Genomic DNA, 26,315 nt, shown 5'->3' with positions numbered 1-26,315 from the left:
TGGCCGCGCCGGATGCCGAAGCAGGGCCGGTCCATTCGAAGTCGGGAGGGGAACGCGGGTGGCCGCAATGCAGCTGACACGCACGCACCGCGTACTCATCGGGGTTGTCGTCGCCGGTGCTGTACTCATTGCCGCGATCGGGTTCGCAGGCTCCTACGCCGCGGTGCGCGAGCTCGCGGAGGAGAAGGGCTTCGGCCAGTTCTCGATCGTCTTCCCGATCGGCATCGACGCGGGCATCTGCGTCCTGCTGGCACTGGACCTGCTGCTGACCTGGATGCGCATCCCGTTCCCGCTGCTGCGCCAGACCGCGTGGCTGCTGACGGCGGCGACCATCGCCTTCAACGGTGCCGCCGCGTGGCCCGACCCGCTGGGCACCGGGATGCACGCGGTGATCCCGATCCTGTTCGTCGTCTCCGTCGAGGCCGCCCGGCACGCCGTCGGCCGGATCGCGGACATCACGGCCGACAAGCACATGGAGGGCGTGCGCCTCACCCGCTGGCTGCTCTCCCCCGTACCCACGTTCAAGCTGTGGCGCCGGATGAAGCTGTGGGAGCTGCGCAGTTACGAGCAGGTCATCAAGCTCGAACAGGACCGGCTGATCTACCAGGCCCGTCTGCAGGCCCGGTTCGGCCGCAACTGGCGCCGCAAGGCGCCCATCGAGTCGATGATGCCGCTGCGTCTGGCGAAGTACGGTGTTCCGCTCGCCGAGACCGCTCCGGCCGGCCTCGCCGCCGCGGGCATCGAACCGGCCCTCCTGCCGCCGGCCCCCGCCGCAGCCGTCGAGGCGGGGCAGCAGCCCCAGCTCCCCTACGCCCCGCAGGGGCCGGAGCAGCAGCCCGCCGCGCACCGGCAGCAGCACCCGCAGCAGCTCCAGGACCAGCTTCAGGAGCAGCAGCCCGATGAGCAGGGCGAGTGGCCGGCGGAGGGCCCCGGCTCGCACGACAGCCCGTGGTTCGCGGCGCCGCAGGAGGCGTACGAGGGCGCGTACAACCCCACGTACGTGGACGGCCTGGAGCCCGCCCCGGTCATGATCCCCTCGGGGCCCGGTGGCCGGACCCGCCCGCTGGGCAATGTGGGGACGATCGGCGCGTTCCCGCACCCCCGCAGCGCGGAACCGCAGCCCGGTGAGGAGCAGCCCGCCCCTCACCAGGAGCAGCAGGCAGCCCGCGCCGAGGCCCCGGTGGCCCGGCGCACGCCGCAGGAGTCCCTCGGCGACGCTCCGGAGGCGGACCCGGCCGAATGGGCCGAGGCCGAGATCGAGTTCAGCGAGATCGCGTACGACGTGTTCACCGCGTACACGCATCAGCACCAGGACTACCCGAGCGCCGAGGTGCTCGACATCCACCTCTCGGACGGCCACAACGTCCGTCATCCGCGCAGTGCGGCCCTGCTCCGCCGACTGCTGCCCGGCTTCAAGCAGCGCTTCGACAACGAGATGGCCGCGGACCACATCGCCTGAGGGTCCCCGCGCAGCAGAGAACCGGGCGGGCCGTCCAGCGGCCCGCCCGGTTCTTTCGTCTGTCCCCGGCTCTACGCGCCGAGCAGCGTGCGTACCCGGTCCGCCCCCACCGCGAGCAGCAGCGTGGGCAGGCGCGGCCCGGTGTCCCGGCTGACCAGCAGCCGGTACAGGAGCGCGAAGAAGGACCGCTGGGCCACCTTCAGTTCGGGCGTCGGCTTGGCGTCGGGCTCCAGCCCCTCGAGGACCTTCGGCACGCCGTAGACGAGCGTGGTCAGCCCGTCGAGCGACCAGTGCGAGTCGAGTCCTTCCCGCAGCAGCCGCAGGGACTCGCGCGCCTTCTCGTCGAGGGAGCCGAGCAGCTCCTTGTCCGGCTCGTCGCGGACGATGGTGCGGGCTTCGGCCGGGACCTGGCTGGTGATCCAGTTCTCGGCGCGGTCGAGCCGGGGCCGTGCCTCGTCGAGCGAGGTGAGCGGGTTCTCCGGGTCGAGCTCGCTGAGGATGCGGAGCGTCTGGTCCTCGGCGCCCGCGGTGATGTCGGCGACCGATGCGAGCGTGCGGTAAGGCAGGGGGCGCGGGGTGCTGGGGAGCGGACCGGCGGCCGTGCCGATGGCCCGTGCGTGCGCGGCGGCGTCGGCGGGCAGCACCGAGCCTTCGGCGACCTTGCGGGCCAGGGAGTCCCACTCGTCGTAGAGCCGCTGGATCTCCTGGTCGAAGGCGATCTTGAAGGACTGGTTGGGCCTGCGGCGGGCGTACAGCCAGCGCAGGAGCGGCGCCTCCATGATCTTCAGCGCGTCGGCCGGGGTCGGCACGCCGCCCTTGCTGGAGGACATCTTCGCCATGCCGGAGATGCCGACGAACGCGTACATCGGTCCGATCGGCTGGACGCCGTCGAAGATCTCGCGCACGATCTGGCCGCCGACGACGAAGGAGGAGCCCGGCGAGGAGTGGTCCACGCCGCTGGGCTCGAAGATCACGCCCTCGTAGGCCCAGCGCATCGGCCAGTCGACCTTCCAGACCAGCTTGCCGCGGTTGAACTCGTTCAGCCGGACCGTTTCGGCGAAGCCGCAGGCCGAGCAGGTGTAGTTCAGCTCGGTGGAGTCGTCGTCGTAGGAGGTGACGACGGTGAGGTCCTTCTCGCAGTTGCCGCAGTAGGGCTTGTACGGGAAGTAGCCGGCGGTGTTGCCGCTGCCGTCGTCCTCGTCCGCCGCGCCGGAGCCCTCGGCGGCCTCCAGCTCGGCCTCGTCGACCTTCTTCTGCTGCGGCTTCTTTCCGCCCGCGGCGCCGTCCTTCTTGGTCCGGTAGCGGTCCAGGACGGCGTCGATGTCGGCGCGGTGCTTCATGGCGTGCAGGATCTGCTCGCGGTACGTGCCGGCCTGGTACTGCTCGGTCTGGCTGATGCCGTCGTACTCGACGCCGAGCTCGTCCAGCGCCTGGGTCATGGCTGCCTTGAAGTGCTCGGCCCAGTTCGGGTACGCGGACCCGGCGGGGGCGGGCACCGAGGTCAGCGGCTTGCCGATGTGCTCGGCCCAGGAGGCGTCGACGCCCGCGACCCCGTTCGGGACCTTGCGGTAGCGGTCGTAGTCGTCCCAGGAGATCAGGTGCCGCACGGTGTGGCCGCGGCGGCGGATCTCGTCGGCGACGAGGTGCGGGGTCATGACCTCGCGGAGGTTGCCCAGGTGGATCGGGCCGGACGGGGAGAGGCCGGACGCGACGACGACCGGTTTGCCAGGCGCACGTCGCTCCGATTCGGCGATGACATCGTCCGCGAAGCGGGAGACCCAGTCGGTCTCGGTGCTGCTCTGACTCTGAGCCACGGTCGGCACGTCCTTCTCTCGTGTAGGACTCATAGGGGCACCGCCCATTCTCCCAGGTACCGCCCACAGCGCGAAAACGGCTTTACGCCCCGTGGGATACTTGGGTGATCTCTTGTCCTCTACGGAAACGGCAGCCGGCTCATGGCTTCGGTCACTTCCCTCGCTTCCACGCTCCAGCAGCAGCTGGCGGACGCCCTGACGGCAGCTCTGCCGGAGGCCGGCACCGCGGACCCGCTGCTGCGCCGAAGCGACCGGGCCGATTTCCAGGCCAACGGGATCCTCGCGCTCGCCAAGAAGCTCAAGGGCAACCCGCGCGAGCTGGCGGCCAAGGTCACTGCCGCCCTGCCGGCCGGTGACCTGATCAAGGACATCGAGGTCTCCGGCCCCGGCTTCCTGAACATCACGCTCACCGACGGGGCGATCACCAGGACGCTCGCCGCGCGTGCCGCGGACACCGACCGGCTCGGCGTCCCGGTGAACGCGGACGCGGGCACGACGGTCATCGACTACGCCCAGCCGAACGTCGCCAAGGAGATGCACGTCGGCCATCTGCGGTCGGCGGTCATCGGTGACGCGATGGTGCAGATCCTGGAGTTCACCGGCGAGAACGTGGTCCGGCGCCATCACATCGGCGACTGGGGCACGCAGTTCGGGATGCTCATCCAGTACCTGATCGAGCACCCGGGCGCGCTGGGCCACAAGGAGGGCGAGGCGGCGGACGGCGAGGCCGCGATGTCGTCCCTGAACCGTGTCTACAAGGCGTCGCGGGTCCTCTTCGACTCCGACGAGGAGTTCAAGGCGCGTTCCCGTGACCGGGTGGTGGCCCTTCAGGCCGGCGACCCGGAGACGCTGGCGCTCTGGCAGGGCTTCGTCGACGAGTCGAAGATCTACTTCTACTCGGTCTTCAACAAGCTCGACATGGAGGTCCGCGACCCCGACATCGTCGGCGAGTCCGGTTACAACGACATGCTCGAGGAGACCTGCCGGATCCTGGAGGAGACGGGTGTCGCCGTCCGCTCCGAGGGTGCGCTGTGTGTGTTCTTCGACGATGTGAAGGGCCCGGACGGCAATCCCGTCCCACTCATCGTCAAGAAGACGAACGGCGGTTACGGCTATGCGGCGACCGACCTCTCCGCGATCCGCGACCGGGTGCAGAACCTCAAGGCGGACACCCTGGTCTACGTGGTGGACGCGCGTCAGTCCCTGCACTTCAAGATGGTCTTCGAGACGGCCCGCCGGGCAGGCTGGCTGAACGAGGACGTCCATGCGCACCAGCTGGCGTTCGGCACGGTCCTGGGCAAGGACGGCAAGCCGTTCAAGACCCGTGAGGGCACGACGGTGCGGCTGGAGGACCTGCTGGACGAGGCCGTCGAGCGGGCCACCGCCGTGGTGCGCGAGAAGGCCGAGAAGGTGGGCCTGTCCGAGGACGAGATCGTCGAGAACGGCCGGTACGTCGGTGTCGGCGCCGTGAAGTACGCGGACCTGTCGACGTCGGCGGTGCGGGACTACAAGTTCGACCTGGACCAGATGGTGTCGCTGAACGGCGACACGTCGGTGTACCTCCAGTACGCGTACGCCCGGATCCGCTCGATCCTGCGCAAGGCGGGGGATGCGAAGCCCGTCGCGCACCCGGAGCTGGAGCTGGCTCCGGCCGAGCGGGCGCTGGGCCTGCACCTGGACCAGTTCGGCGAGGTCCTTGCCGAGGTGGCGTCGGGGTGCGAGCCGCACAAGCTGGCCGCGTACCTGTACCAGCTCGCCTCGCACCTCACCACGTTCTACGACCAGTGCCAGGTGCTGAGCGACGAGAACCCGGCGGAGGTCGTCGAGAACCGGCTGTTCCTCGTCGAGCTGACGGCCCGGACGCTGCACCAGGGCATGCGGCTCCTCGGCATCCGGACGCCCGAGCGCCTCTGACCGTTCGACTGCCGGGGCTGCCCGGGGCTCGCGCCCCGGGCAGCCCCCTGTCATGTCCCGGCAGCTCCCCCTCGCAAGGCGCCCCGGAGCGCGCTACGGGGGCACGGTGCCCGCTATCCGGCATGTATTGCCGGCACCCGTTCGCCCGACGCGTGACCTGCACCACATTCGACTCGAACCCGCTCTTCCCCCGGCATTGCGTGGTTGATTCGCAGCAGCCGTGACTGGCGGAATTGAGTACGGGGGAAAACATGAACAGGGCTCACATTAGAACGGCCGCGACGCCGTCCGAAATAGTGTTACCGACGGACGCACCCCGGATTCGGCGCGGGGGCCCGCAACACCCCGGGACGGGAACACCGGGAAGCCACGGCACTGCTGTGCCGGAGTCATTTGCCGCCATCCGCGCGCCATACGCCGCGAATCCACTTGCCGGAAACCCGCCCGGCTTTTAACGGCGCACTTGACCGAGCAACATGGCATTCCGGGCGAAGAGTTGATACTTACTCCGGAGTAGGCCAACCGTACTGGGCGGTAGATCGCAACGTCGCCGTATCGTGGGATCACAGAACCGACTCAGGAAATGCAGCAGAACACGGCGTGACAGCACCCGTATTCCTGTCCGTTGCGCTCATCCCGGCGAGACTCCCGGGATCACGCACCCGGCGGAACACGGGTACGGGGGCAGTGAGCGGCAGGCCGGGCGGCCCTGCCGGGCAACAAGATCAATTGCTTCCACCGTTCGGGAGGCAAGGGGGATACGTGGAGAAGCGGCTGAACTTCAAGGTGTTAGGGCCCCTGGAAGTGACCTCCGGGGCCGCGCAGGTGCCGGTGGGAGGGCCACGGCACCGGACCATTCTTGTCGTACTGCTGCTCAGCCCGGGCAGGATCGTGCCGGTCGACACCCTGATCGAGGCCGTGTGGGGCAACCACCCGCCGGCCACCGCCCGTACCCAGGTGTCCATCTGTATCGCCGCGCTGCGCAAGACGTTCAAGGCCGCCGGATTCCCCGGCGAGGTCATCGTCACCGCCCATCCCGGCTATCTCCTCCAGGTCGGCATGCACCAGCTCGACTCGGAGGAGTTCTCCGCACTGGTCTCGGCGGCCGAACTGGCCGTCAGGAACAACAGGCCCGCCGAGGCCGCCCGTTGCTATGCGGACGCCCTGAAACTGTGGCGCGGACGGCCGTTGGCGGGCGTGACGGGCCGGCTGGTGGAGGACGAGGCCCAACGACTCGAGGAACTGCGGCTCGACACCTACGAGAACGCCACGGCCGTGCACCTGCAGCTCGGCGACCACCAGAAGATCCTTCCCGATCTGGCGGCGATGGTCCGCGAGCATCCGCTGCGCGAGAGAGCCCGGCATCAGCTGATCACCGCCCAGTACCACTCGGGCCGGCGGGCCGAGGCCCTGGAGACCTTCCGGGACGGGCGCCGCTGGCTCATCGACGAACTCGGCCTGGAACCCGGCCCGGCCCTGTCCGAGCTGCACAACGCGATCCTCCAGGACGAACCCTCGCTGAACGCGCGCGGCCCCGAGGGCGCGGGCGGCGAACCGCTGCTGCTGTCGAAGCCCGTCGGCGACCCGCTGGAGCTGCCTCCCGACGTATCGGGGCTGGCCGGCCGCAAGGAGGAGCTGGCCCAGCTCGACGAACTGCTCGAACTCGGCGCGGTGGCGCACGGCCCGGCCACGGGACTGATCACCGGTGTCGGCGGGATCGGCAAGACGTGCCTGGCGGTCCGCTGGGCGCACAGCGTCTCCGACCGCTTCCCCGACGGCCAGCTCTTCGCCGACCTCCGCGGCTACGACGAGCATCTGGAGCCCACCACGGCGGGTGAGATCCTCGGCCGGTTCCTGCGCTCGCTCTCGGTGCCCATAGGCCAGATCCCGGCCGAACCCGAGGAGCGCGCCGCCCTCTACCGCAGCCTGCTCGCCGACCGCCGGGTCCTGGTGGTGCTCGACAACGTGCGGACCTACGCCCAGGTGCGTCCGCTGCTGCCGAGCAGCGGAGGCTGCTGCGTCCTGGTCACCAGCCGGGAGCAGCTGTCCGAAATGGTCGCCTGGCCGCCGCAGGCCTGGGTGCGGCTCGGCCGGCTGTCACCGTACGAGGCGGTCGAGCTCCTCGGGAAGATCGTCGGCGAGGAGCGCATCGCCGCCGATCCGCCGTCCGCCGCCCGGCTCGTGGAGCTGTGCGACCTGTTGCCGCTCGCCCTGCGGATCGCCGGGGCGCGGCTCGCCTCCAAGCCGCACTGGACGGTGTCGCGCCTGGTGCGCCGGCTGAGCGACGAGCGGCTGCGGCTGGACGAGCTCAGCTCGGGGGAGTCGCAGGTGCGCGCCAGTTTCACCCTGACCTACCGCGGTCTCTCCGCGCCGACGGCGCTGCTGTACCGGAGCCTGGGGCTTCTCGATGTGCCGGACTTCGGCGCCTGGGTCGCCGCGGCGCTCCTGGACACGGACCTGATGACCGGGGAGCAGCTCATCGAGGAATTGGTCGACGCCCAGTTCCTGGACGTGGTCGGCCTGGACGCGACCGGGCATCCCCGCTACCGGTTCCAGAACCTGCTGCGGCTGTTCGCCCGTGAGCGCGCCGAGGCGGAGGAGACCCCCGAGGAGCGGCAGGCCGCACGGCAACGCGCCTTCCGGGCCTATCTCTCGCTCGCCGAACAGGCTCACCGGTGCTCCTACGGGGGCGACTTCAGCATCATCCACAGTGCGGTGCCCCGCCATCCGCTGCCCGACGAGCTCGGTGCCGGGCTGCTCACCGCTCCGCTCGACTGGCTGGAGACCGAACGGCTCTCCCTGGTCGCGGTGGTCGACCAGGCCGCCGCCCTCGGTATGGACGAGCTCGCCTGGGATCTCACGATGTCCATCGTGGTGCTCTTCGAGACGCGCAACTACCTCGACAACTGGCGCGAGTGCAGCGAACGGGCACTCGCCGCGACGCGGGCGGCCGGCAACGCCCGTGGCCAGGCCGCCATGCTGCACAATCTCGGCGCCCTGGAGATGCGGCAGCGCAACTTCGGTGAGGCGTACGCGACCTTCACCGAGGCGCTCGCGCTCCATGACCGGGCGGGCGAGGAGCACGGGCACGCCCTCGTACTGCGCAACATGGCCATGATCGACGAGATGCGCGGGGATCTGGAGACCGCCATGGAACGCAGTGCGCGGGCCCTGGCGACGTTCCGGGCCGTCGGCGACCTCTCCTCGGAGGCCCATGTGTTGAACAACATGGCGCAGATCGAGCTGGACCGTGGCCGTACGGATTCGGCGCAGCGGCTGAGCCTCGAATCCCTGCGGGTCTCCACGGCGATCGGTGAGGGAGGGGCTCGCAGCCTGGCGCTCGGGACCCACCGGCTGGCCCGGGTGTACCTCGCGCAGAACGAGTACGGCCTGGCCGAGGAAGCGTTCCTGCGGATGATCCGGATCGTCCGCGCCAAGGCCGACATGTTCGGTCTGGCCCATGGGCTCCTCGGGCTGGGCGAGGCCAGGCTGGGCACGCGGAACTGGGCGCAGGCCAGGGGAACCCTGCTGCACGCCCTGGAAATCGTCGGACTGGTCGACAGCGCCCTGGTCGAGGGGAAAATCAAACTGGCCCTCGGTGAGGCGTGCTGGAAATGCGGTGAGCACTCCGCCGCCCGGCAGTATTTCGCCGATGCCCGGGACGACTTCACCCGGATCGGTGTCGGGACGTGGGTGGAGCGGGCGCAACTGGCACTTGCCGGAACGCTTCCCCGGGAAGAGACGCCGGAAATCCCCTGACGGTTCCTCAATCCGCCACTCCATGGACCACTCGACCGCACCGATCAAATCCGGCCGCCGGAATCCCGGAATCCCTTTTCCGCGATATCTGACGTCGGGAAAACCGAAAGCGGAGCGATAATGAGCCGAAACCCTTGTGCCATACCGTTCATCGCATAGCAGGTTGACGACATGGGGGAAGTAATGCAGAACGTCCGTACCACCATCGCCACCGTCGCGGTCACCACTGTTCTCGTGGGGCTGTGCGCATTCGTGGGCGCCGGATCCGCGGCGGCCGCGCCGTCCGCCGGCGACGGGCTTGCCGTTTCGGCCGCCGGTATCCCCGCCCAGGCCGCCGACGGCACGAATGACGAGAGCTGGCACTGAGCATCCGGGGCCGGAGCGGTACGCCCGGCCCGCGCAGGTGAACAGCGGGCGCCGGAGGACCGGCGCCCGCTCCGTGTGTCCGCTCCCGAAGACCACTCGTGCCGCCCCGCCCGCGCCCGATTCCGGCAGCCCCGGCGGCCCGGACGGCGAAAAAATATATCCGCGATATACGGGGACGGTACGGTCCGCGCCACGCAGTCAGCAGTCGAAATGACAGAGAGTGCCCATGGCGCCCCCTTACAACATGTTCGAGAACAGCGGCGGCCGCGGGGCTGAGGACAGCTCCACGGCCGTGTTCCGCGCGCTCCGCGCCGGTGGCGACACGCATGTCTGGTGGTGGCGCCAGCCGTTGCGCACCGACCCCGCCGATCTCGCTCTGCTCAACACCGAGGAGTTCCGGCAGGCCCTGTGCCTGCACTCGGAGCGGGATGCCGCGGCGTACGTCCACACGAGGGCGACGGCGCGCAGGGCCATCGGGGAGCTCCTCGACGTCGCACCCGAGGACGTCGACATCGAGAAGCCGCAGTGTCCCGTCTGCGGGGACCCCGGGCACGGGCCGACGCGCCTGAGCCGCCCCGATGTGCCCCTGGCCATCAGCCTGGGCCGTACCGGCGGTCACACCGTCCTCGCGGTGGGGACCGGAGCGACGATCGGCGTGGCCGCGGAGCACCTGCGGCCCGTGCGCCAGGACGTGCTGGCCGAGTCGTGGCTCACCGCGGACGAGGCGCTCCATCTGCTGGAGCTCCCGCGGGGTGCTGTCCGCGACGAGGTCTTCTACCGATGTTGGGCCCGGAAGGAGGCCGTCCTCAGAGCGCTGGGGCACGTACCGGACGGCGTCCGGCCGGACCAGATCGAGTCCTACCCGGCCACGACGGACACCGTGTTGATGCACTGCCCCGGCACTCCTGGCACTCCTGGCACTCCCGGTGAACAGCACCCCGACGGTCGGACCGCCTGGGTCGTGCGGGATCTCGCGCTCTCCGGACGCGCGGCCGCGGCCGTCGCCCAGCCTGCCGGGACCGAGCCGGCCTGCGGCCCGGTCCGGACGCATCTGCCCGGAGGAACGGCGCGCCCCCTTCACGGCGCGCCGTGACACCGCACGCTCAGCGGGCGGCGGTTGCTTCGGGCTGTCCCCGGTGCGCCGTCTCCTTCAGCAACCCGGCCAGGAGCAGCACCAGTTCGTGGAAGCGGTAGAGCGGCCGGCCCTGGCGGTCGACGCCGCAGATGTCGAGCAGCGCACCGTCCACCAGCTGTTCCAGGCGCTGCTCCGCGGCTGACTCCCGGGTTCCCAGATACGTGGCCGCCCGCTGTGCGGGGAACGATTCCACGCCGATGTCCGCGAGCTGGATCAGCGTGGTCCGTGCCTGGTCCCATCCGGGCAGCTGCCGCAGCGCCGGCATCAGCGCGCCGACCACGTCGATCCCGCCGAAGGACAGCTCCCGGAGCCGGGTCTCCGGATCGGCCAGCCGGTCGGCGAGCCGTGCGACGGGCCAGTAGGGGCGCGCCGCGAGCCTGCTGCCGGTGATGCGCAGCGCGAGCGGCAGCCCCGCACAGTAGGCGAGTACATCGTCCGTCGCGTCGGGTTCGGCCAGCAGCCGTGCGCGGCCCGCGGACGCGGCCAGCAGGTCGAATGCGGCGCCGTCGCCGAACGGGGCGAGTGCGGTCGTTCTCGCTCCGGTCACCTGGGTGAGCCGGGCGCGGCTCGTGATCAGGACGACGGCGTCCGGTGACCCGGACAGCAGAGGGTCGAGCCCGCGGCTGCCGACCGCACCGTCGAGGACGACCAGGAGCCGTCTGCCCGCCGTGCGCGCCCGGTAGAGACGCACCAGCTCGTCCAGCTCCATGAGCCCGTCCGCGCCGCTGCCCGTGCCGCCTCTGCCGACGTGTTCGCCCAGCCCCCGCAGGAGTGTCGTGAGGACCTCGGCGGGAGGTCTCGCCCGGCCGTCGGGCCGGGCGAGCTCGGCGAAGAGGAAGCCGCCGGGGTAGTGCGCGGCGCTCGTGTGGGCCGCGTGCAGGGCCAGCGCGGTCTTGCCCACGCCCGCCATGCCGGTGACCAGCAGGTGGCGCGGTCCCCGCCCGGCCGCGGAGTCCGCCAGCTGGGTGCGCAGGGCGGCGAGTTCGGCCTGGCGCCCGACGAACTCCTCGGTGTCCGGGGGCAGCATCGCCGGGGCGTCGTCGTCCTCGTAGCCGGCGTGCTCGGGCTGCTGGATCCTGCTCCCGGGCCCGGGTCCACGGTTGCCGGCGAGCACGGCCTCGTACGTCGATCCGAGGGCCTCGCCGGGGTCGATGCCCAGCTGGTCGGCGAGCAGGCTGCGGCCCTCGTAGTAGCTCTGCAGCGCGTCGCTCTGGCGCCCGCCCCGGTAGTACGCCGTCATCAGCTGCGCACGGAGCTTCTCGCGGAGCGGGAACTGTGCGACGAGTCCGGTGAGTTCGGCGGTCAGCTGCTCGTGCCTGCCGAGCGCGAGGTCCGCCTCGATCCGGCTTTCGAGGGCGTGCATCCGCGCCTCCTCGAGCTGGGGAAGCTCGGCGTCCGCGAGGTGTTCGGTGACGTTGGAGAGCGCGCTTCCCCTCCAGTGCCCCAGCGCCTCCGTGAGCAGCGCCCCGGCCTCGCCGAACCGCTTGCGGCGCAGCGCGGCGCGCCCCAGCTTCTCCAGCCGCTCGAACTCCAGGAGGTCGACCCTGCAGTGCGGCGCCGCGAGCAGGTAACCGGGCTGGCGGCGCTCGATCCTGACCTCGTCGCCGAGGAGTTTGCGCAGCCTGGACATGTACGTATAGATCTGTGCGCCGGACGTCGCCGGCGGCTCCCATCCCCACAGGAGCGTATTGAGTCGGGTGTCGGACACCACGCGGCCTCTGGCGAGCAGCAGAGTCGCGAGCACCGTGTGCACCTTGGAACCGGACAGCGCAATGCGTGTGCCGTCCTTGTGAGCTTCAACCGGGCCGAGGACTCGGAAGTCCATTCGGCACCCCCCGTCTGGCTAATACGAACGTGTGCTCGCTGCAGAAGCTATGCGGGGGCTTTATTCGCGGGTTATCCGTTCGGTAACGCCGTGGCCTTGGCCTTGTGACGAGGGGGTGGGAGCCTGCCCCCACGCCGGGTCCCCGGGCCGGGACGGGCCGCGCGGCAGAACCGGCGGCCCGTCATCTCCAGCGCGGCGACGTGCGGTTCAGCCCGCGGTGACCTCGACGTCACGGCCGAGGAGCGCCGCCACGACCTTGTGCACGTGCTTGCCGTTGTCGGAGTTCGTCATCACCACGCAGCCGTTGCCGGACCGCAGTTGCAGCGAGGTCAGCGCACGGAACCCGGCCGTCTGCCCGCCGTGCCCGAACTCCGGGTCGGCCATCGAACCGTCGACCACGGTGCCCAGGCCGTAGAAGCTCCCGGGGAACGCCTCGGTGAGCATGACCCCGGCGGACTTCGCGGACAGCAGGTCCGAGAAGCCCAGATGGGCCTGCCGGATCTCCACCGCCAGCTGGGCCAGATCGGAGGGCGAGGACCACAGCCCGCTGCCCGCGAGCACCGGTCGTACCCGGTAGCCGTCCAGGAGCGCACTGCCGTGCTGGTCGTGACCGTCGGCGATGTCCCGTCCGACGGCGTGCGGGTCCTCGGGAGCCAGGAAGGAGCTGTCCCGCATGCCCAGAGGGCCGAACACCAGCTCCGCCGCCAGCTCCTGGAACTCCTGTGCGGTCACATCCGTCAGCAGCTGCTCGATCATGGCCCACTGGCTGCCCGCCTTGCGGAACAGCGCCCCGGGCTCGTGCTCGGCCGTCACCTCGTCCAGTACGGCGGTCAGCTTCGGCATGGCCTCACCCGGCCGCCACCAGGTGCCGGGAGTCTGTGACAGGCCGGCCGTGTTCGACAGCAGGTGGCGCAGCGTCAGCGGGCTGCCGCCCGCCGCCCTGGGTGCGCGGCGGCCGGTCAGATAGCCGTCGACGTCCGCGTCCAGGTCGAGCACGCCCCGGTCGACGAGACGCAGCGCGGCGAACGCCGTGACGTGCTTGCTGATCGAACCGGCCTGGAACCGGGTCCGCAGCGTCACCGGAGCACCGGTCCCGGTCGCCCTGGTCCCGTAGGCCTGCAACCCGACCAGCTGGCCGTCCCTGAGGAGAGCGACCGCGGCACCCGGCACCCCGTGCGCCTCCATCGCCCCGGCCACGTCGGACGCGGCCTGCGGCCCTCCTGCGGTGGCAACCGTCATCGGCCTGCTCGCTCCCCCATCGGTCCCATCGGTCTCATCGGTCCCCTCCGCCTTCGCGCCGTCGATCGTCAGCGCGAGATCCTCGATCGTCTCGCTGTCCAGCAGCATGCGCAGGGTGAGGTCGAGCCCGGCCTTCCGGGCGGCGGCCATCACGTGGACGATGCGCATCGAGTCGGCTCCCAGGTCCAGCAGCCGGTCCCGTACGCCCACTTCGGGCACCTGGAGCACCTCGGCGCACGTCTGCACCAGCAACCGCTCGGTCCTCGTGCGCGGTGCCACGTACTCCCGGTCGGCGACCAGTGCGGTGCGGCCGGGTGCGGGCAGTGCCTTGCGGTCGACCTTGCCGGCCGCGTTCAGCGGCATCGCGTCGAGCAGGACGAACGCGGCGGGCACCATGTACGAGGGCAGCGACGCGGCCAGATGCGCGCGCAACTGCGCCTGTTCGGCGGCCCCGCCGGTGACCGCGTACGCGACGAGCAGCTTCTCGCCGTTGCCGTCCTCGCGTGCGATCACCGTCGCGTCCTCGACCTCGGGGTGCGCCAGGAGCACTTCCTCGATCTCACCCAGCTCGATGCGGTAGCCCCGTATCTTCACCTGGTTGTCGATCCGGCCGAGGCACTCCAGCTCCCCGTCCGCCCTGAACCGCGCCAGGTCGCCCGTCCGGTACATGCGCGAACCCGGCTGACCGCCGAACGGCTCCGGGAGGAACCGCCCGGCCGTCAGCCCCGGCCGGCCGACGTACCCGCGGGCCACACCGGCGCCCGCGATGTACAGCTCCCCGACCACACCCACCGGCACGGGCTGCTGCACGGCGTCCAGCACGTACGCCCGGTAGTTGTGGATCGGGCGCCCGATCGGCACGCTGCCGGCGTCCGGCGCGACCTCCCAGGCCGTGGCCCAGACCGTCGCCTCGGTCGGGCCGTACTGGTTGACCAGCCGGTCCACCCGGCCGCCCAGATCACGGGCCAGCGCGGGCGGGCAGTCCTCGCCGCCGGTGATGGCGGTCAGCGGGACACGGCCGAGCCCGGCGGCGATGAGGAGCTTCCACCCCGCCGGGGTCGCCTGGGCGTGGGTGACCCCGGCGGATTCGATCAGCCGCAGCTGCGCGGCCGCGTCGTGCACTTCGTCGTCATCGGCGAGGACCACCCTGCCGCCCGTGATGAGCGGCAGGTAGAGCTCGGTCGTCGAGATGTCGAAGGACAGCGACGTGGGCGCCAGCCAGATGTGCTCCGGGCCCGCCCCGTACCGCTCCCGCATCGAGAACAGGACGTTCAGCAGGGAGAAGTGCGCGATCTGCACACCCTTGGGGCGTCCCGTGGAGCCGGAGGTGAACAGCGTGTACGCGAGCCGGTGCCTGCGGGACGGATCCTTCGGGTCCCGGTCCGCCGACCCGTCCGGACGGGTGTCCGGCCGGGCCGCGATCAGGGAGCGGTCACGGTCGAGGTCGATGACGTCACCGTCGTAACCTCCGCCGAGGCGCTCGTACAGGCCTCCCTGCGTGACGATCAGCCGTGCGCCCGCAGCGCCGAGCATGTAGGTCAGCCGGTCAGCCGGCAGCCCGGCGTCCAGGGGCAGATGGGAGCCGCCCGCCTTCCAGATCCCCAGCAGGCAGGGCAGGGTGTCCGGCCCGCGGTTCAGCAGGACACCGACCACGGACTCGGGCCCCACCCCGGCCCCGCGCAGCTGGTGCGCGATCCGGTTGGCCCGGACGTCGAGCTCGCGGTACGTGAGGGTCTCGGCGCCCACCTGCACGGCGACGGCATCGGGGGTGGCCGAGACGGTTGCCTCGATCACCTCGTGCACATATCTGCTCATCCCCACTCCACCTCGGTGTCGTTCCAGTCCTCGAGCACCTGGGTCAGCTCAGCCGTGGACAGGAGCGCCGCGTCCGCGTCTCCGTCGGGGTCGGCCGCCATGGCCTCCAGCACCGCGCGGTACATGCCGGCGAGTCTCTCCGCGTTCGCCCGGTTCAGACCGGTGCTGACAGCCCGCAGGACCAGCCGCCCCGGCACGTTGGCGATCGACAGGGTGAACTCGTTGGAGCTGTCACCCGCCCCGCCCTGTACATCGACCGTCCCGGTGTCCACCTGATGGAAGTCCTGGTAGCGGTACATGATGTCGAACAGCCTTCGCCCGCCGGCCAGGCGCTGCACCGCGGGAAGCGGATGGCGTCGGTGGTTGTACACCTCGGCCTCGCGGTCGAAGACCTGCCGGACCAGTTCGCTCCAGGTCCTAGCCGTGCGGTCATGGGCGAACGGCAGCGTGTTGAGGTACATGCCGTAGACCCGCTCCGCCCCGGGAACCTCCGGGCGTGCGCTGTACAGCACTCCCGTGTGGAAGGCCGGCTCGTTGGTCACCGTGCTGAGCACCTTCAGGTGCGTGGCCAGCAGGACCGCCTTGAACGACGTGCCGCTGGACGTGGCCAGTGCGCGCAGGGCGGGCTCGATGTCGCGGAACTCCACCGACAGCTTGAAGTCCTCCCGCGGGGCGCCGTTGCCGTCGCCCCAATCCGCGGGAAGGACGCACATGGAGTGCCGGTCGACGATCCCCTGCCAGTAGTTCCGGTCCTCCTCCGACTTCAAGGACTCCTGTTCCGCGGCGATGAAGTCGGCGTAGCGCACGGCCGTCGGCTCCGGCTGTTCCGGCTCCTCACCCGCCGCGTACGCGTGGTAGACGTCGAGCACCTCCATCAGCAGCGACTGCTGGCTCCACCCCTCGGTGATGGCGTGGCAGTGGGTGAAGCCCAGGTGCCAGGCCTCGTCCGACTCGACGAGCGCGGCGATACGGAGCAGCGGAGGCCGCCCGAGCTCGAACAGCTCGGCACGTTCTGCCGCGATGTGTGCCCGGCGGGCCTCGGCGAACTGCTCGGCGTCCAGACCCCGCAGATCCTGCACGGTCACCGGGATGACGGCGTTCGCACGGACCAGCTGGAGGGGGATGTCGAACTCCTCCAGGGAGAACGACGTACGCAGCATCTCGTGGCGTTCCACGATCGTCTGCCCGGCGCGGCGCAGGGCGTCGGCGTCGAACGGCCGTCCGTCCTTGATCCGGAACGTGGACGTGTTGTGGTACTTGTTCAGCCCGTCGTCGGCGAGCATCTCGACCAGCATGCCGAGCTGCACCTTGGAGATCGGGTACGCGTCGACCAGGCCGGCCGGGAGCGTCGCGCGGATCTCGTCCGACACCTGGGCGAACGGTGCGACCGCCACGTCCTCCTGGCCGGGCTCCGTCCCGGCGAGCGCGGTGGCGAGTCCGGCGACCGTACGGTGCTGGAAGACGTCCCGCACCCCGGCTTCGAAGCCCTCGGCGCGCAGGGCACCGACCAGGGCGATGGCCTTGATCGAGTGACCGCCCAGATCGAAGAAGTTGTCCTCGACCCCGACCCTCTCCAGCCCCAGAACACGGCGCCAGACAGCGGCGATGCGTTCTTCGGTGGGGTTACGGGGGGCGAGGTAGGTGTCCTCGGCAGACCCTTCGGGGTCGGGGAGGGCGCGTCGGTCGATCTTGCCGTTGGCGGTCAGCGGGAGCGCGTCGAGTCCGACGAAGACGGACGGGACCATGTACTCCGGCAGCGAAGCCCTGAGCGCCTCCGCCAGGTCATCGGTGCTGCCGACGACGTAGGCGATGAGGCGCTGGTCCTCGGACACCACCACGGTGGCGTCGGTGACCTGCGGATGAGCGACCAACGCGGCACGGATCTCACCGAGCTCAATGCGATACCCGCGCACCTTCACCTGGTCATCGATACGGCCCAGGAACTCGACCGCACCATCACTGCGCCAGCGGACCAGGTCACCGGTGCGGTAGAGACGTGCACCGGCCGGCCCGAAGGGGTCGGGCACGAACCGCTCTGCCGTCGCACCGGGACGGAAGGCGTAGCCGCGTGCCACACCCGTACCGCCGACGAACAGTTCACCCACCGCACCCACGGGAACCGGCTGCAGACCCGCGTCCAGGACGCGCATGGTCATGTTCGGCAGCGGACGCCCGATCGGCACCACACCCTCGAACGCCTCAACCAGCGGGAACACACACGTCCCCACGGTCGCCTCGGTCGGGCCGTACTCGTTCAGTACACGGCCCTCACCCAGCAGCACCCGCCAGCGCTCCACCAAACCACCGGGCAACGCCTCACCCGCAACCACCACACGAGACGTCAGACCCTGGATCTGCTCGTCCGACAACTGGCCCGACAGCACTTCCAGATGGCCGGGGGTCAGCTTCATGAAGGAGAACGGACCCGCCGCCGCCAAGCTGTCGCCCAGCTCCGTCAGCTCACCATCCCACAACCACGCACGCTGACCCGCAGCCAGCGGAGCCCACACATTCGGCACCACCAAGTCGAACGCCACCGACGAGAACACCGGCGCACCACCCGAACCCGACGCCACCAACTCCCGCACCGCCCAGTCCACATGATTCACCAGACCGCGATGCGAAACCTGCACACCCTTCGGCCGCCCCGTCGAACCCGACGTGAACACCGTGTACGCCACCGAATCCAGATCCAGCACACCCGAAGGCACCGAATCCGGGAACGACGACACATCACCCTCGGCCAGCACCGTCTCCACACCCGGGAAACGATCCACATACCGGGCCGACGTCAACGCCACACCCACCCTGGCGTCCTCGACCATCCCCGCGATACGACCCTCCGGCAGCACCGGGTCCATCGGAACGAACCCACCACCCGCACGCCACACCGCGAGCAACGACACCACCAGATCGACCGAACGATCCAGCAACACCGCAACCGTCGACTCCGGACCCACACCAGCCGCACGCAGACGATGCGCCAACCGATTCGCCCGCACATCCAACTCCGCGAACGACAACGACTGCCCACCGGCCTCCACAGCCACCGCACCCGGTTCCGCGGCAACCCAGAGGCCCACCAGTTCGGGCACCGAGATCTCCGGTACCGCCGCCGCCGAGTCGTTCCACCCGGTCAGCACCTGCTCGCGCTCCCCACCCGGCAGGAACACCTGACGGGCGTCACCCTCCACATCCGCGGCCATCGACTCCAGCACCGACCGGTACATCGCCGCGATCCGCTGTGCGCCTGCGGCGCCGAGCACCTGGGGGTTGACCGTGAGGAGCAGGCCGCTGCCTCGGGCCGCGACGGCGAGACCGAACTCCGTGGCACCCTCACCGTCCCCGGAGTCGGTGTCGACGACGTCCGTCTCCGCCTGGGCGTCCGCCAGGTCGAGATAGCTGAAGCGCACGTCGAGGAGTCGCGTGCCGTCACTCAGCTCGCGCTGCATCACCGGCATCGGGAAGCGCCGGTGCGGCCAGAGCGTGCCTTCCTGGTCGAAGACCTGGCGGATCAGCTCCCGCCAGGTCCGTGCGCCGCGTTCGTAGGCGAACGGCACGGTGTTGAGGTACATGCCGTAGACCCGCTCGGCGCCCACGACCTCGGGCCGGCCGCTGGAGACCAGGCCGGTGCAGAAGGAGTCCTCGGCGGTCAGCTGGCTCATCACCTTCAGGTGCGCCGCGTGCAGCACAGCCTTGAGTGACGTTCCGGTGCCGCTCGCGGCAGCTCGGAGCGCCGGGGTGAGGTCGCTGAGCGGTACGTGCACGGTGTTCGCACGGTGTCCCGGCTCGGGGTCGCCCCACCCGGAGGGCAGCTCGAACTTGGCGTGCGAGCCGAGTACGTCCCGCCAGTAGTTCCTGTCCTCGTCCGAGGCCAGCGACGCCAGCTCGGCGGCCACGAAGTCCGCGTACCGCACGGCGGGGACCGCAACCTCGGGCAGGGTCTCGCCGCCGCGCACCCGCAGGTAGCCCTCGACGATGTCGCTGAGCAGGGTGCGGTGGCTCCAGCCCTCCGTGATCGGGTGGCAGACACTGACCGACAGCCACCACGCCTCGTCGGACTCGACGAGTGCGGAGATGCGGAGCAGCGGGGCACGGGACAGGTCGAACGTCTCGGCCCGCTCGGCGGTGATGTGCGCCCGGCGTGCGGCTGCCTGCTGCTCGGCGTCGAGTCCTCGCAGATCCTGCACGGTCACCGGGATGACGGTGCTCGCGTGGATGAGCTGGAGCGGAACGGCGAAGCCTTCGAGGTCGAAGGACGCGCGGAGCATCTCGTGGCGTTCCACCACGGCCTGCCCGGAACGGCGCAGGGCCTCGACATCGAACGGGCGACCGTCCTTGATCCGGAACGCGGTCGTGTTGTGGTACTTGTTCAGGCCATCGTCGGCGAGCATCTCGACCAGCATGCCGAGTTGTACCTGCGCCAGCGGGAAGGCGTCCACGAGGCCCTCGGGCAGCTTCGCCCTGTCCTCGTCCCCGATCAGCGCGAACGGTGCGACGACGGCGGACTCGGTGACAGGTTCCGTTCCGGTGAGCGCGGTGGCGAGTCCGGCGACCGTACGGTGCTGGAAGACGTCCCGCACCCCGGCTTCGAAGCCCTCGGCGCGCAGGGCACCGACCAGGGCGATGGCCTTGATCGAGTGACCGCCCAGATCGAAGAAGTTGTCCTCGACCCCGACCCTCTCCAGCCCGAGGACGCCACTCCACACTGCGGCGATGCGTTCCTCGGTGGGGGTGCGGGGGGCCACATAGGTGTCCTCGGCCGATCCCTCGGGGTCGGGGAGGGCACGCCGGTCGATCTTGCCGTTGGCCGTCAGCGGAAGGGCGTCGAGCCCGACGAACACCGAGGGGACCATGTACTCCGGCAGCGAGCCGGCCAGCCAGGCCGACAGGTCATCGGTGCTGCCGACGACGTAGGCGATGAGGCGCTGGTCCTCCGACACCACCACGGTGGCGTCGGTGACCTGCGGATGAGCGACCAACGCAGCCCGGATCTCACCGAGCTCAATGCGATACCCGCGCACCTTCACCTGGTCATCGATACGGCCCAGGAACTCGACCGCACCATCACTGCGCCACCGCACCAGGTCACCGGTGCGGTAAAGACGCGCACCCGCCGGCCCGAAGGGGTCGGGCACGAACCGCTCTGCCGTCGCACCGGGACGGTATGCGTAGCCGCGTGCCACACCGGTCCCGCCGACAAACAGTTCACCCACCGCCCCCACGGGGACCGGCTGCAGACCCGCGTCCAACACCCGCATGGTCATGTTCGGCAGCGGACGCCCGATCGGCACCACACCCTCGAACGCCTCGACGAGCGGGAAGACGCAGGTCCCGACGGTCGCTTCGGTCGGGCCGTACTCGTTCAGTACACGGCCCTCGCCCAGCAGCACCCGCCAGCGCTCCACCAGACCCCCCGGCAGCGCCTCACCCGCAACCACCACACGAGACGTCAAACCCTGGATCTGCTCGTCCGACAACTGGCCCGACAGCACCTCCAGATGGCCGGGGGTGAGCTTCATGAAGGAGAACGGACCCGCCGCCGCCAAGCTGTCGCCCAGCTCCGTCAGCTCACCATCCCACAACCACGCACGCTGACCCGCAGCCAGAGGAGCCCACACATTCGGCACCACCAAGTCGAACGCCACCGACGAGAACACCGGCGCACCACCCGAACCCGACGCCACCAACTCCCGCACCGCCCAGTCCACATGATTCACCAGACCGCGATGCGAAACCTGCACACCCTTCGGCCGCCCCGTCGAACCCGACGTGAACACCGTGTACGCCACCGAATCCAGGTCGACAACCACATCCGGAGCCGACTCCGGGAACGACGACTCACCGTCCTCGTCGACCCGCACCACGGCCACATCGAACCGGTCCGCGTACGCACCCGACGTCACAGCAACGGTCACCCGCGCGTCGGCCACCATGCCCGCGATCCGGCCCGCCGGCAGGACCGGGTCCATCGGAACGAACCCACCACCCGCACGCCACACCGCCAACAACGACACCACCAGATCGACCGAACGATCCAGCAACACCGCAACCGTCGACTCCGGACCCACACCAGCCGCACGCAGACGATGCGCCAACCGATTCGCCCGCACATCCAACTCCGCGAACGACAACGACCGGTCACCGGCCTCCACAGCCACCGCACCCGGCGACTCGACCACCCGACGCGCCACCAGCTCCGGCACCGACACCTCCGGCACCACCACCGCCGAGTCGTTCCACCCGGTCAGCACCTGCTCGCGCTCACCACCCGGCAGGAACACCTGACGGGCGTCACCCTCCACATCCGCGGCCATCGACTCCAGCACCGACCGGTACATCGCCGCGAGGCGGTCCGTGCCCTCCCTGCCGATGAGGTGCCGGTTCGCGGTGATCACCATGAATCCGGCGCGGGTGGAGACACCCAGCGGGAACTCGGTGGGGCTGTCGTCGAGCGTGGCCGGGTAGTCGACGAGGTCCTGGTCGACCTGCCGGAAGTTCTGGTAGCTGAAGCGGACGTTGACGAGCCGGTCGCTCGTGCTGAGCTCGCGCTGCATCACGCCCAGCGGGTACCGGCGGTGCGGCCACACCTCGATCTCCTGGTCGAAGACCTGGCGCACCAGATCCCGCCAGGTTCCGGCGCCACGGGTGAAGGCGAAGGGCAGCGGGTTCAGGTAGACCCCGTACACCCGCTCGGCGCCCACGGCCTCCGGCCTGGCGTTGGTCACGAGGGCGGTGAAGAAGGACTCCTCCGGCGTGAGCTGGCTCATCACCTTGAGGTGCGCCGCGTGCAGGACGCTCTTGATCGGTACCTTCGCCTTGCTGGCCAGGGTCCGCAGTCCGGCGTCCAGGTCGTGGTACGGCACCCAGGCGCGGTGCAGTCCGCGCGGTGTCTCCTCCGGGTCGTCGCCCCAGCCTGCGGGGAGTTCGAAGGAGGCGTTGTTCTCGAGGACCGTCCGCCAGTAGTCGCGGTCGTCGTCCCCGGCGAGGGAGACCAGCTCGGCGGCGATGAAGTCCGCGTACCGCACGGCGGCGGGTGCGGGTTCCTCGACCGGCGTCCCGTCGCGCAGCGCGCGGTAGGTCGTGGCCAGTTCCATCAGCAGGGAGTGGTGGCTCCAGCCCTCCAGTACCGCGTGGCACTCGGTCAGGGTCAGCCACCAGGAGCCGTCGTCGCAGGCGTGTCCGGTGAAGCGGATGAGCGGGGCCCGGGTCAGGTCGAAGAGCTGGGTGCGCTCCTCGGCCATGAAGGCGCGCAGCGACGCTTCGACGGCGGCGCCGTCGAGCCCCCGCAGGTCACGTGCGTCGACCGGCGAGGTGACGTCGGACGGGGCGTGGACGAGCTGCAGCGGTACGGAGTAGCCCTCGATCGCGAACGAGGAGCGCAGGATCTCGTGCCGGGCCAGCACCGTGTCCACGGCCTGCTGGAGCAGCTCGCGGTCGAAGAGCTGGTCGTCGAGGATCCGGAAGCAGGTCGAGTTGTGGTAGTGGTTGCGGCCGTCGTCGGCGAGCATCTCGACGACCATGCCGAGCTGCACCTGCGCCAGCGGGTAGGCGTCGACGAGGCCGGCCGGCAGCCGGTCGAGGTCCTCCTGCGCCAGGAGGGCGAAGGGCTCGACGGCCGGTTCGGCCTTGGCCGGGGCGGGGCGTCCGGTGATGAACGCGACGAGTTCGGCCGGGGTGCGGTGCTCGAACACATCGCGGACCGTCACGTCGTACTCGCCGTCGCGCAGTGCGCCGACGAGTGCGACGGCGCGCAGCGAGTCGCCGCCCAGGTCGAAGAAGTTGTCCTCGACGCCGACCTGTTCGACCCCGAGCACCTCGCGCCAGACCGAGACCATCTCCTCCTCGGCCGCGGTGCGCGGCGCGACGTGGGCGGCCTCGACACCGAGTGCGCTGCGGTCGGGGGCGGGCAGTGCGGCCTGGTCCAGCTTGCCGTTGACGGTCAGCGGGATCTTCCCGACGACGAGGAAGGCCGTCGGAATCATGTAGTCGGGGAGTGACCCGGCCAGCAGGGTCCGCAGCTCGCTGGGTGCGGCCACGGCATCGCTGGTGGGTACGACGTACGCCACGAGCCTGCGATCGCCGGGGGTGTCCTCCCGGGCGACGACGACGGCGTCCCGTACGCGCGGGTGGGTGGTCAGCGCGGCCTTGATCTCGCCCAGTTCGATGCGGTGACCGCGGATCTTCACCTGGTGGTCGATGCGGCCCAGGTAGTCGAGGCTGCCGTCGGGCCGCCTGCTCGCCAGGTCACCGCTGCGGTAGAGCCGGGAGCCGGGCTTGCCGTACGGGTCGGGTACGAAGCGTTCCGCGGTCAGGGCCGGCCGGTTGAGGTACATGCGGGCGACGCCGGGGCCGCCGACGTGGATCTCGCCGGGCACTCCTACGGGAACCTGCTCGCCGTGTGGGCCGAAGAGGTGGACCTGCAGGTCGCGCAGCGGTACCCCGATCGCGTTCCCGGTGTCGGACTCCAGGTCGGACTCGGTGAGCAGGTGGTACGTGGTGTGGACGCAGGTCTCGGTGATGCCGTACAGGTTGGCCAGCGCGGTCTGTTCCAGGCTGCGGCGGGCGACCCAGGGCTTGAGGCCCGGGATGTCCAGCCGTTCACCACCGAACGACACGACGCGCAGCGCGAGTTCGTCGAGCAGCCGGTGTCCGTCGGCGGCGAGGGAGACCAGGCTGCGGAAGGCGGACGGGGTCTGGTTGAGGACCGTGACCTGCTGCTCGGTGAGGAGACGCAGGAAGTCCTCGGGGGCGCGGGCGACGTCCGGCGGGACGACCACGAGACGGCCGCCGTAGACGAGGGCGCCCCAGATCTCCCAGACCGACATGTCGAAGGCGTAGGAGTGGAACAGCGTCCAGACGTCGTTCTCGTCGAAACCGAAGTGCTCCTCGGTCACGGTGAGCAGGCGCACCACGTTCGTGTGGCTGAGGCCGACGCCCTTGGGGCGGCCGGTCGAGCCGGACGTGTAGATGGTGTAGATCAGGTCCTCGGGCACCGCTCCGGACTCGGGGTTGCTGTCCGGGGCCGCGGCCAGGGCTGCGGTCTCCGCCTCGCCGTCCAGCACCACGAGCAGGCCGTCGACGACGCCGGCCAGGTGCGCGGCGTGCGCACCGGAGGTGACGACGATCCGGGCGCCCGCGTCCTTGAGCGTGTAGCCGATGCGCTCGGCCGGGTGCTCCGGGTCCAGGGGCAGGTAGCCGGCCCCCGTCTTGAGCACGGCGAGGAGGGTCGGCACCAGGTCGAGGTTCCGGTCCAGGCTGACGCCGACGAGTCCGCCGGGGCGGGCGCCGTGGGCCCGCAGGTGGTGGGCGAGCCGGTTGGCGCGTGCGTTGAGTTCGGCGTAGCTGAGCTGCTGGTTGCCGAAGACGAGGGCGATCGCGTCGGGGGTGGCCGCGGCCCGGTCCTCGACGAGCTCGTGGACACAGCGGTCGGGCGCTTCGAAGTGCTCCGGCTCGGGCAGCAGGACGGCCAGATCGGACTCGTCCAGCATGTCGAGACGGGAGAGGCGCAGGTCCGGTTCGGCCGTGGCCGACTCGACCAGACGCACGAAGTGCCGGGCCATGCGCTCGACGGTGGCCCGGTCGTAGAGGGCGGTGCTGTACTCCAGCGTGCCCCGGACGCTGCCGTCCGCGGACTCGCTCAGCTGGAGGGTGAGGTCGAAGCGCGAGACACGCGAGGTCGCGTGCAGGGACTCCGTCTCGACACCGGGCAGCCGGAAGTCGCGGGTGCGCTCCCGGTGCATGGTGAAGGCCACCTGGCACAGGGGGGTGCGGGACATGTCCCGCACCGGCACGAGTTCGTCCGCGATCCGCGCGAACGGGAACTCCTGGTTGTCGAAGGCGTCCAGCACGGTCTCGCGGGCACCGACGAGCAGCTCACGGAACGTCGGGTCGCCCTGCCACTGTCCGCGCAGGACAAGGGTGTTGATGCCGTAGCCGATGAGCTGTTCCAGTTCGGGGCGGCTGCGGCCCGACACCACGGTGCCGACCGCGATGTCGCCGCGACCGGTGTACCGGGAGAGCAGCGCCTGGTAGCCGGCGAGCAGGGTCTGGAACGGGGTGGCGCCGTGTGCGGAGCCGAGCGTGCGGAGCTTCTCCGCCAGCGGGGCCGGGATCTCGATGGGCACCGCGTCGCCGTCGTAACTGCGGGAGGCGGGGCGGCGCCGGTCGGTGGGCACCTCGAGCGGGGTGCTGCCGGCCAGCTGACCGCGCCAGTAGTCGAGCTGCTTGGTCAGGCCGTCACCGGCGAGGCGGGTGTGCTGCCAGGCCGCGTAGTCGGCGTACTGGACGGCCATCGGTGCCAGAGGTGACGGCTTGCCCTCGCCGAACGCCCCGTACACGTCGGAGAGTTCGGACATGAACAGGCCGACGGACCACTCGTCGCAGGCGACGTGGTGGAAGACCACGACCAGCAGGTGGTGGTCGTCGGTGATCCGGATGAGCCGGGCCCGCAGCGGCGAGCCGTTCTCCAGGTCGAAGGGGCGGCCGGGCTCGGCCTCGGCCAGTGCGAGGGCGCGCTGTTCCCGCTCGGCTATGTCCGCCGTGCCCGTGAGGTCGTCGACCGGAAGGACGAACGGGGCGGGAGGGTCGATCAGCTGGACCGGCTCGGCACCTTCGAGGCGGTACCGGGTGCGCAGGATCTCGTGCCGCGCCACCAGTTCCTCGAAGCTGCGGCGCAGCACCGAGGTGTCGAGCGGCCCGTGCAGCCGCAGGGCGACCGGGACGCTGTACTCCCAGCTGTCCGGGTCGAGCCTGCTCAGGAACCACATCTGCTGCTGACCGTGGGAGAGCGCCAGCGGTCCGCCCCGCTCGACCGGCACCACTGCGGCACGCCGGCCGCTGCGGCCTCCGGCGAGTCGGGCGCGCACCAGTTCCTCGCGCCTCTCCTCGGCCTGTCCGCCCGTGCGAACTTCGCCAGTACTCATGCTGAGCGCCCCTCCCGACCTTCGTTCCGTACGTGTCACTGGGTGTCCTGCGTGGTGCTGCCGC

General features: G+C 70.4%; 9 protein-coding genes. 5 read left to right on the top strand and 4 right to left on the bottom strand.

All coding sequences use genetic code 11. The features are described from left to right. Positions 1–67 precede the first annotated feature (67 nt). Complete coding sequence (locus OG257_RS21935; protein ID WP_443054454.1) at positions 68–1,459, top strand: DUF2637 domain-containing protein; 1,392 nt, start codon at positions 68–70, stop codon at positions 1,457–1,459. A gap of 71 nt (positions 1,460–1,530) precedes the next feature. On the opposite strand, the gene lysS is transcribed toward OG257_RS21935, so the two are convergent. After that, the gene (gene lysS, locus OG257_RS21930; protein WP_329215256.1) at positions 1,531–3,282 is read right to left on the bottom strand and encodes a lysine--tRNA ligase; all 1,752 of its coding nucleotides are present in this window, start codon (positions 3,280–3,282) and stop codon (positions 1,531–1,533) included. Positions 3,283–3,414: 132 nt separating this feature from the next. Between lysS and argS the strand changes: the two genes are divergently transcribed. The 4 genes from argS (at position 3,415) to OG257_RS21910 (ending at position 10,405) form a co-directional block, all read left to right on the top strand. Then, positions 3,415–5,187: an arginine--tRNA ligase gene (argS, locus tag OG257_RS21925; RefSeq protein WP_329209932.1), complete on the top strand. Its 1,773-nt coding sequence runs from the start codon at positions 3,415–3,417 to the stop codon at positions 5,185–5,187. Positions 5,188–5,949: 762 nt separating this feature from the next. Continuing rightward, the gene (locus tag OG257_RS21920; protein WP_329209930.1) at positions 5,950–8,946 is read left to right on the top strand and encodes an AfsR/SARP family transcriptional regulator; all 2,997 of its coding nucleotides are present in this window, start codon (positions 5,950–5,952) and stop codon (positions 8,944–8,946) included. A gap of 171 nt (positions 8,947–9,117) precedes the next feature. Further along, entirely contained in the window at positions 9,118–9,312 is a 195-nt protein-coding gene (locus OG257_RS21915; RefSeq protein ID WP_329209928.1) for a hypothetical protein, read from the top strand. Between the two features lie 226 nt (positions 9,313–9,538). Beyond that, positions 9,539–10,405, top strand: coding sequence for a 4'-phosphopantetheinyl transferase family protein (locus OG257_RS21910; RefSeq protein ID WP_329209926.1), 867 nt, complete (start codon positions 9,539–9,541; stop codon positions 10,403–10,405). A gap of 10 nt (positions 10,406–10,415) precedes the next feature. Here OG257_RS21910 and OG257_RS21905 read toward each other — a convergent pair whose 3' ends face one another. The 3 genes from OG257_RS21905 to OG257_RS21895 form a co-directional block, all read right to left on the bottom strand. Next, positions 10,416–12,272, bottom strand: coding sequence for an AfsR/SARP family transcriptional regulator (locus OG257_RS21905; protein ID WP_329209924.1), 1,857 nt, complete (start codon positions 12,270–12,272; stop codon positions 10,416–10,418). Positions 12,273–12,479: 207 nt separating this feature from the next. Then, positions 12,480–15,326 carry a non-ribosomal peptide synthetase gene (locus tag OG257_RS21900; RefSeq protein ID WP_329209922.1) on the bottom strand — a complete coding sequence of 949 codons (2,847 nt, stop codon included), beginning with the start codon at positions 15,324–15,326 and terminating at the stop codon, positions 12,480–12,482. After that, positions 15,323–26,251: a non-ribosomal peptide synthetase gene (locus OG257_RS21895; protein WP_329209920.1), complete on the bottom strand. Its 10,929-nt coding sequence runs from the start codon at positions 26,249–26,251 to the stop codon at positions 15,323–15,325. Before OG257_RS21895 ends, OG257_RS21900 begins: the two co-directional genes overlap by 4 nt. Between the last annotated feature and the right edge of the window lie 64 nt (positions 26,252–26,315).

It is taken from the genome of Streptomyces sp. NBC_00683, from assembly GCF_036226745.1.
Lineage (GTDB): Bacteria > Actinomycetota > Actinomycetes > Streptomycetales > Streptomycetaceae > Streptomyces.
The sequence above is the reverse complement of the archived record's forward strand: the minus strand, read 5'-3'. Positions and strand labels throughout refer to the sequence as shown.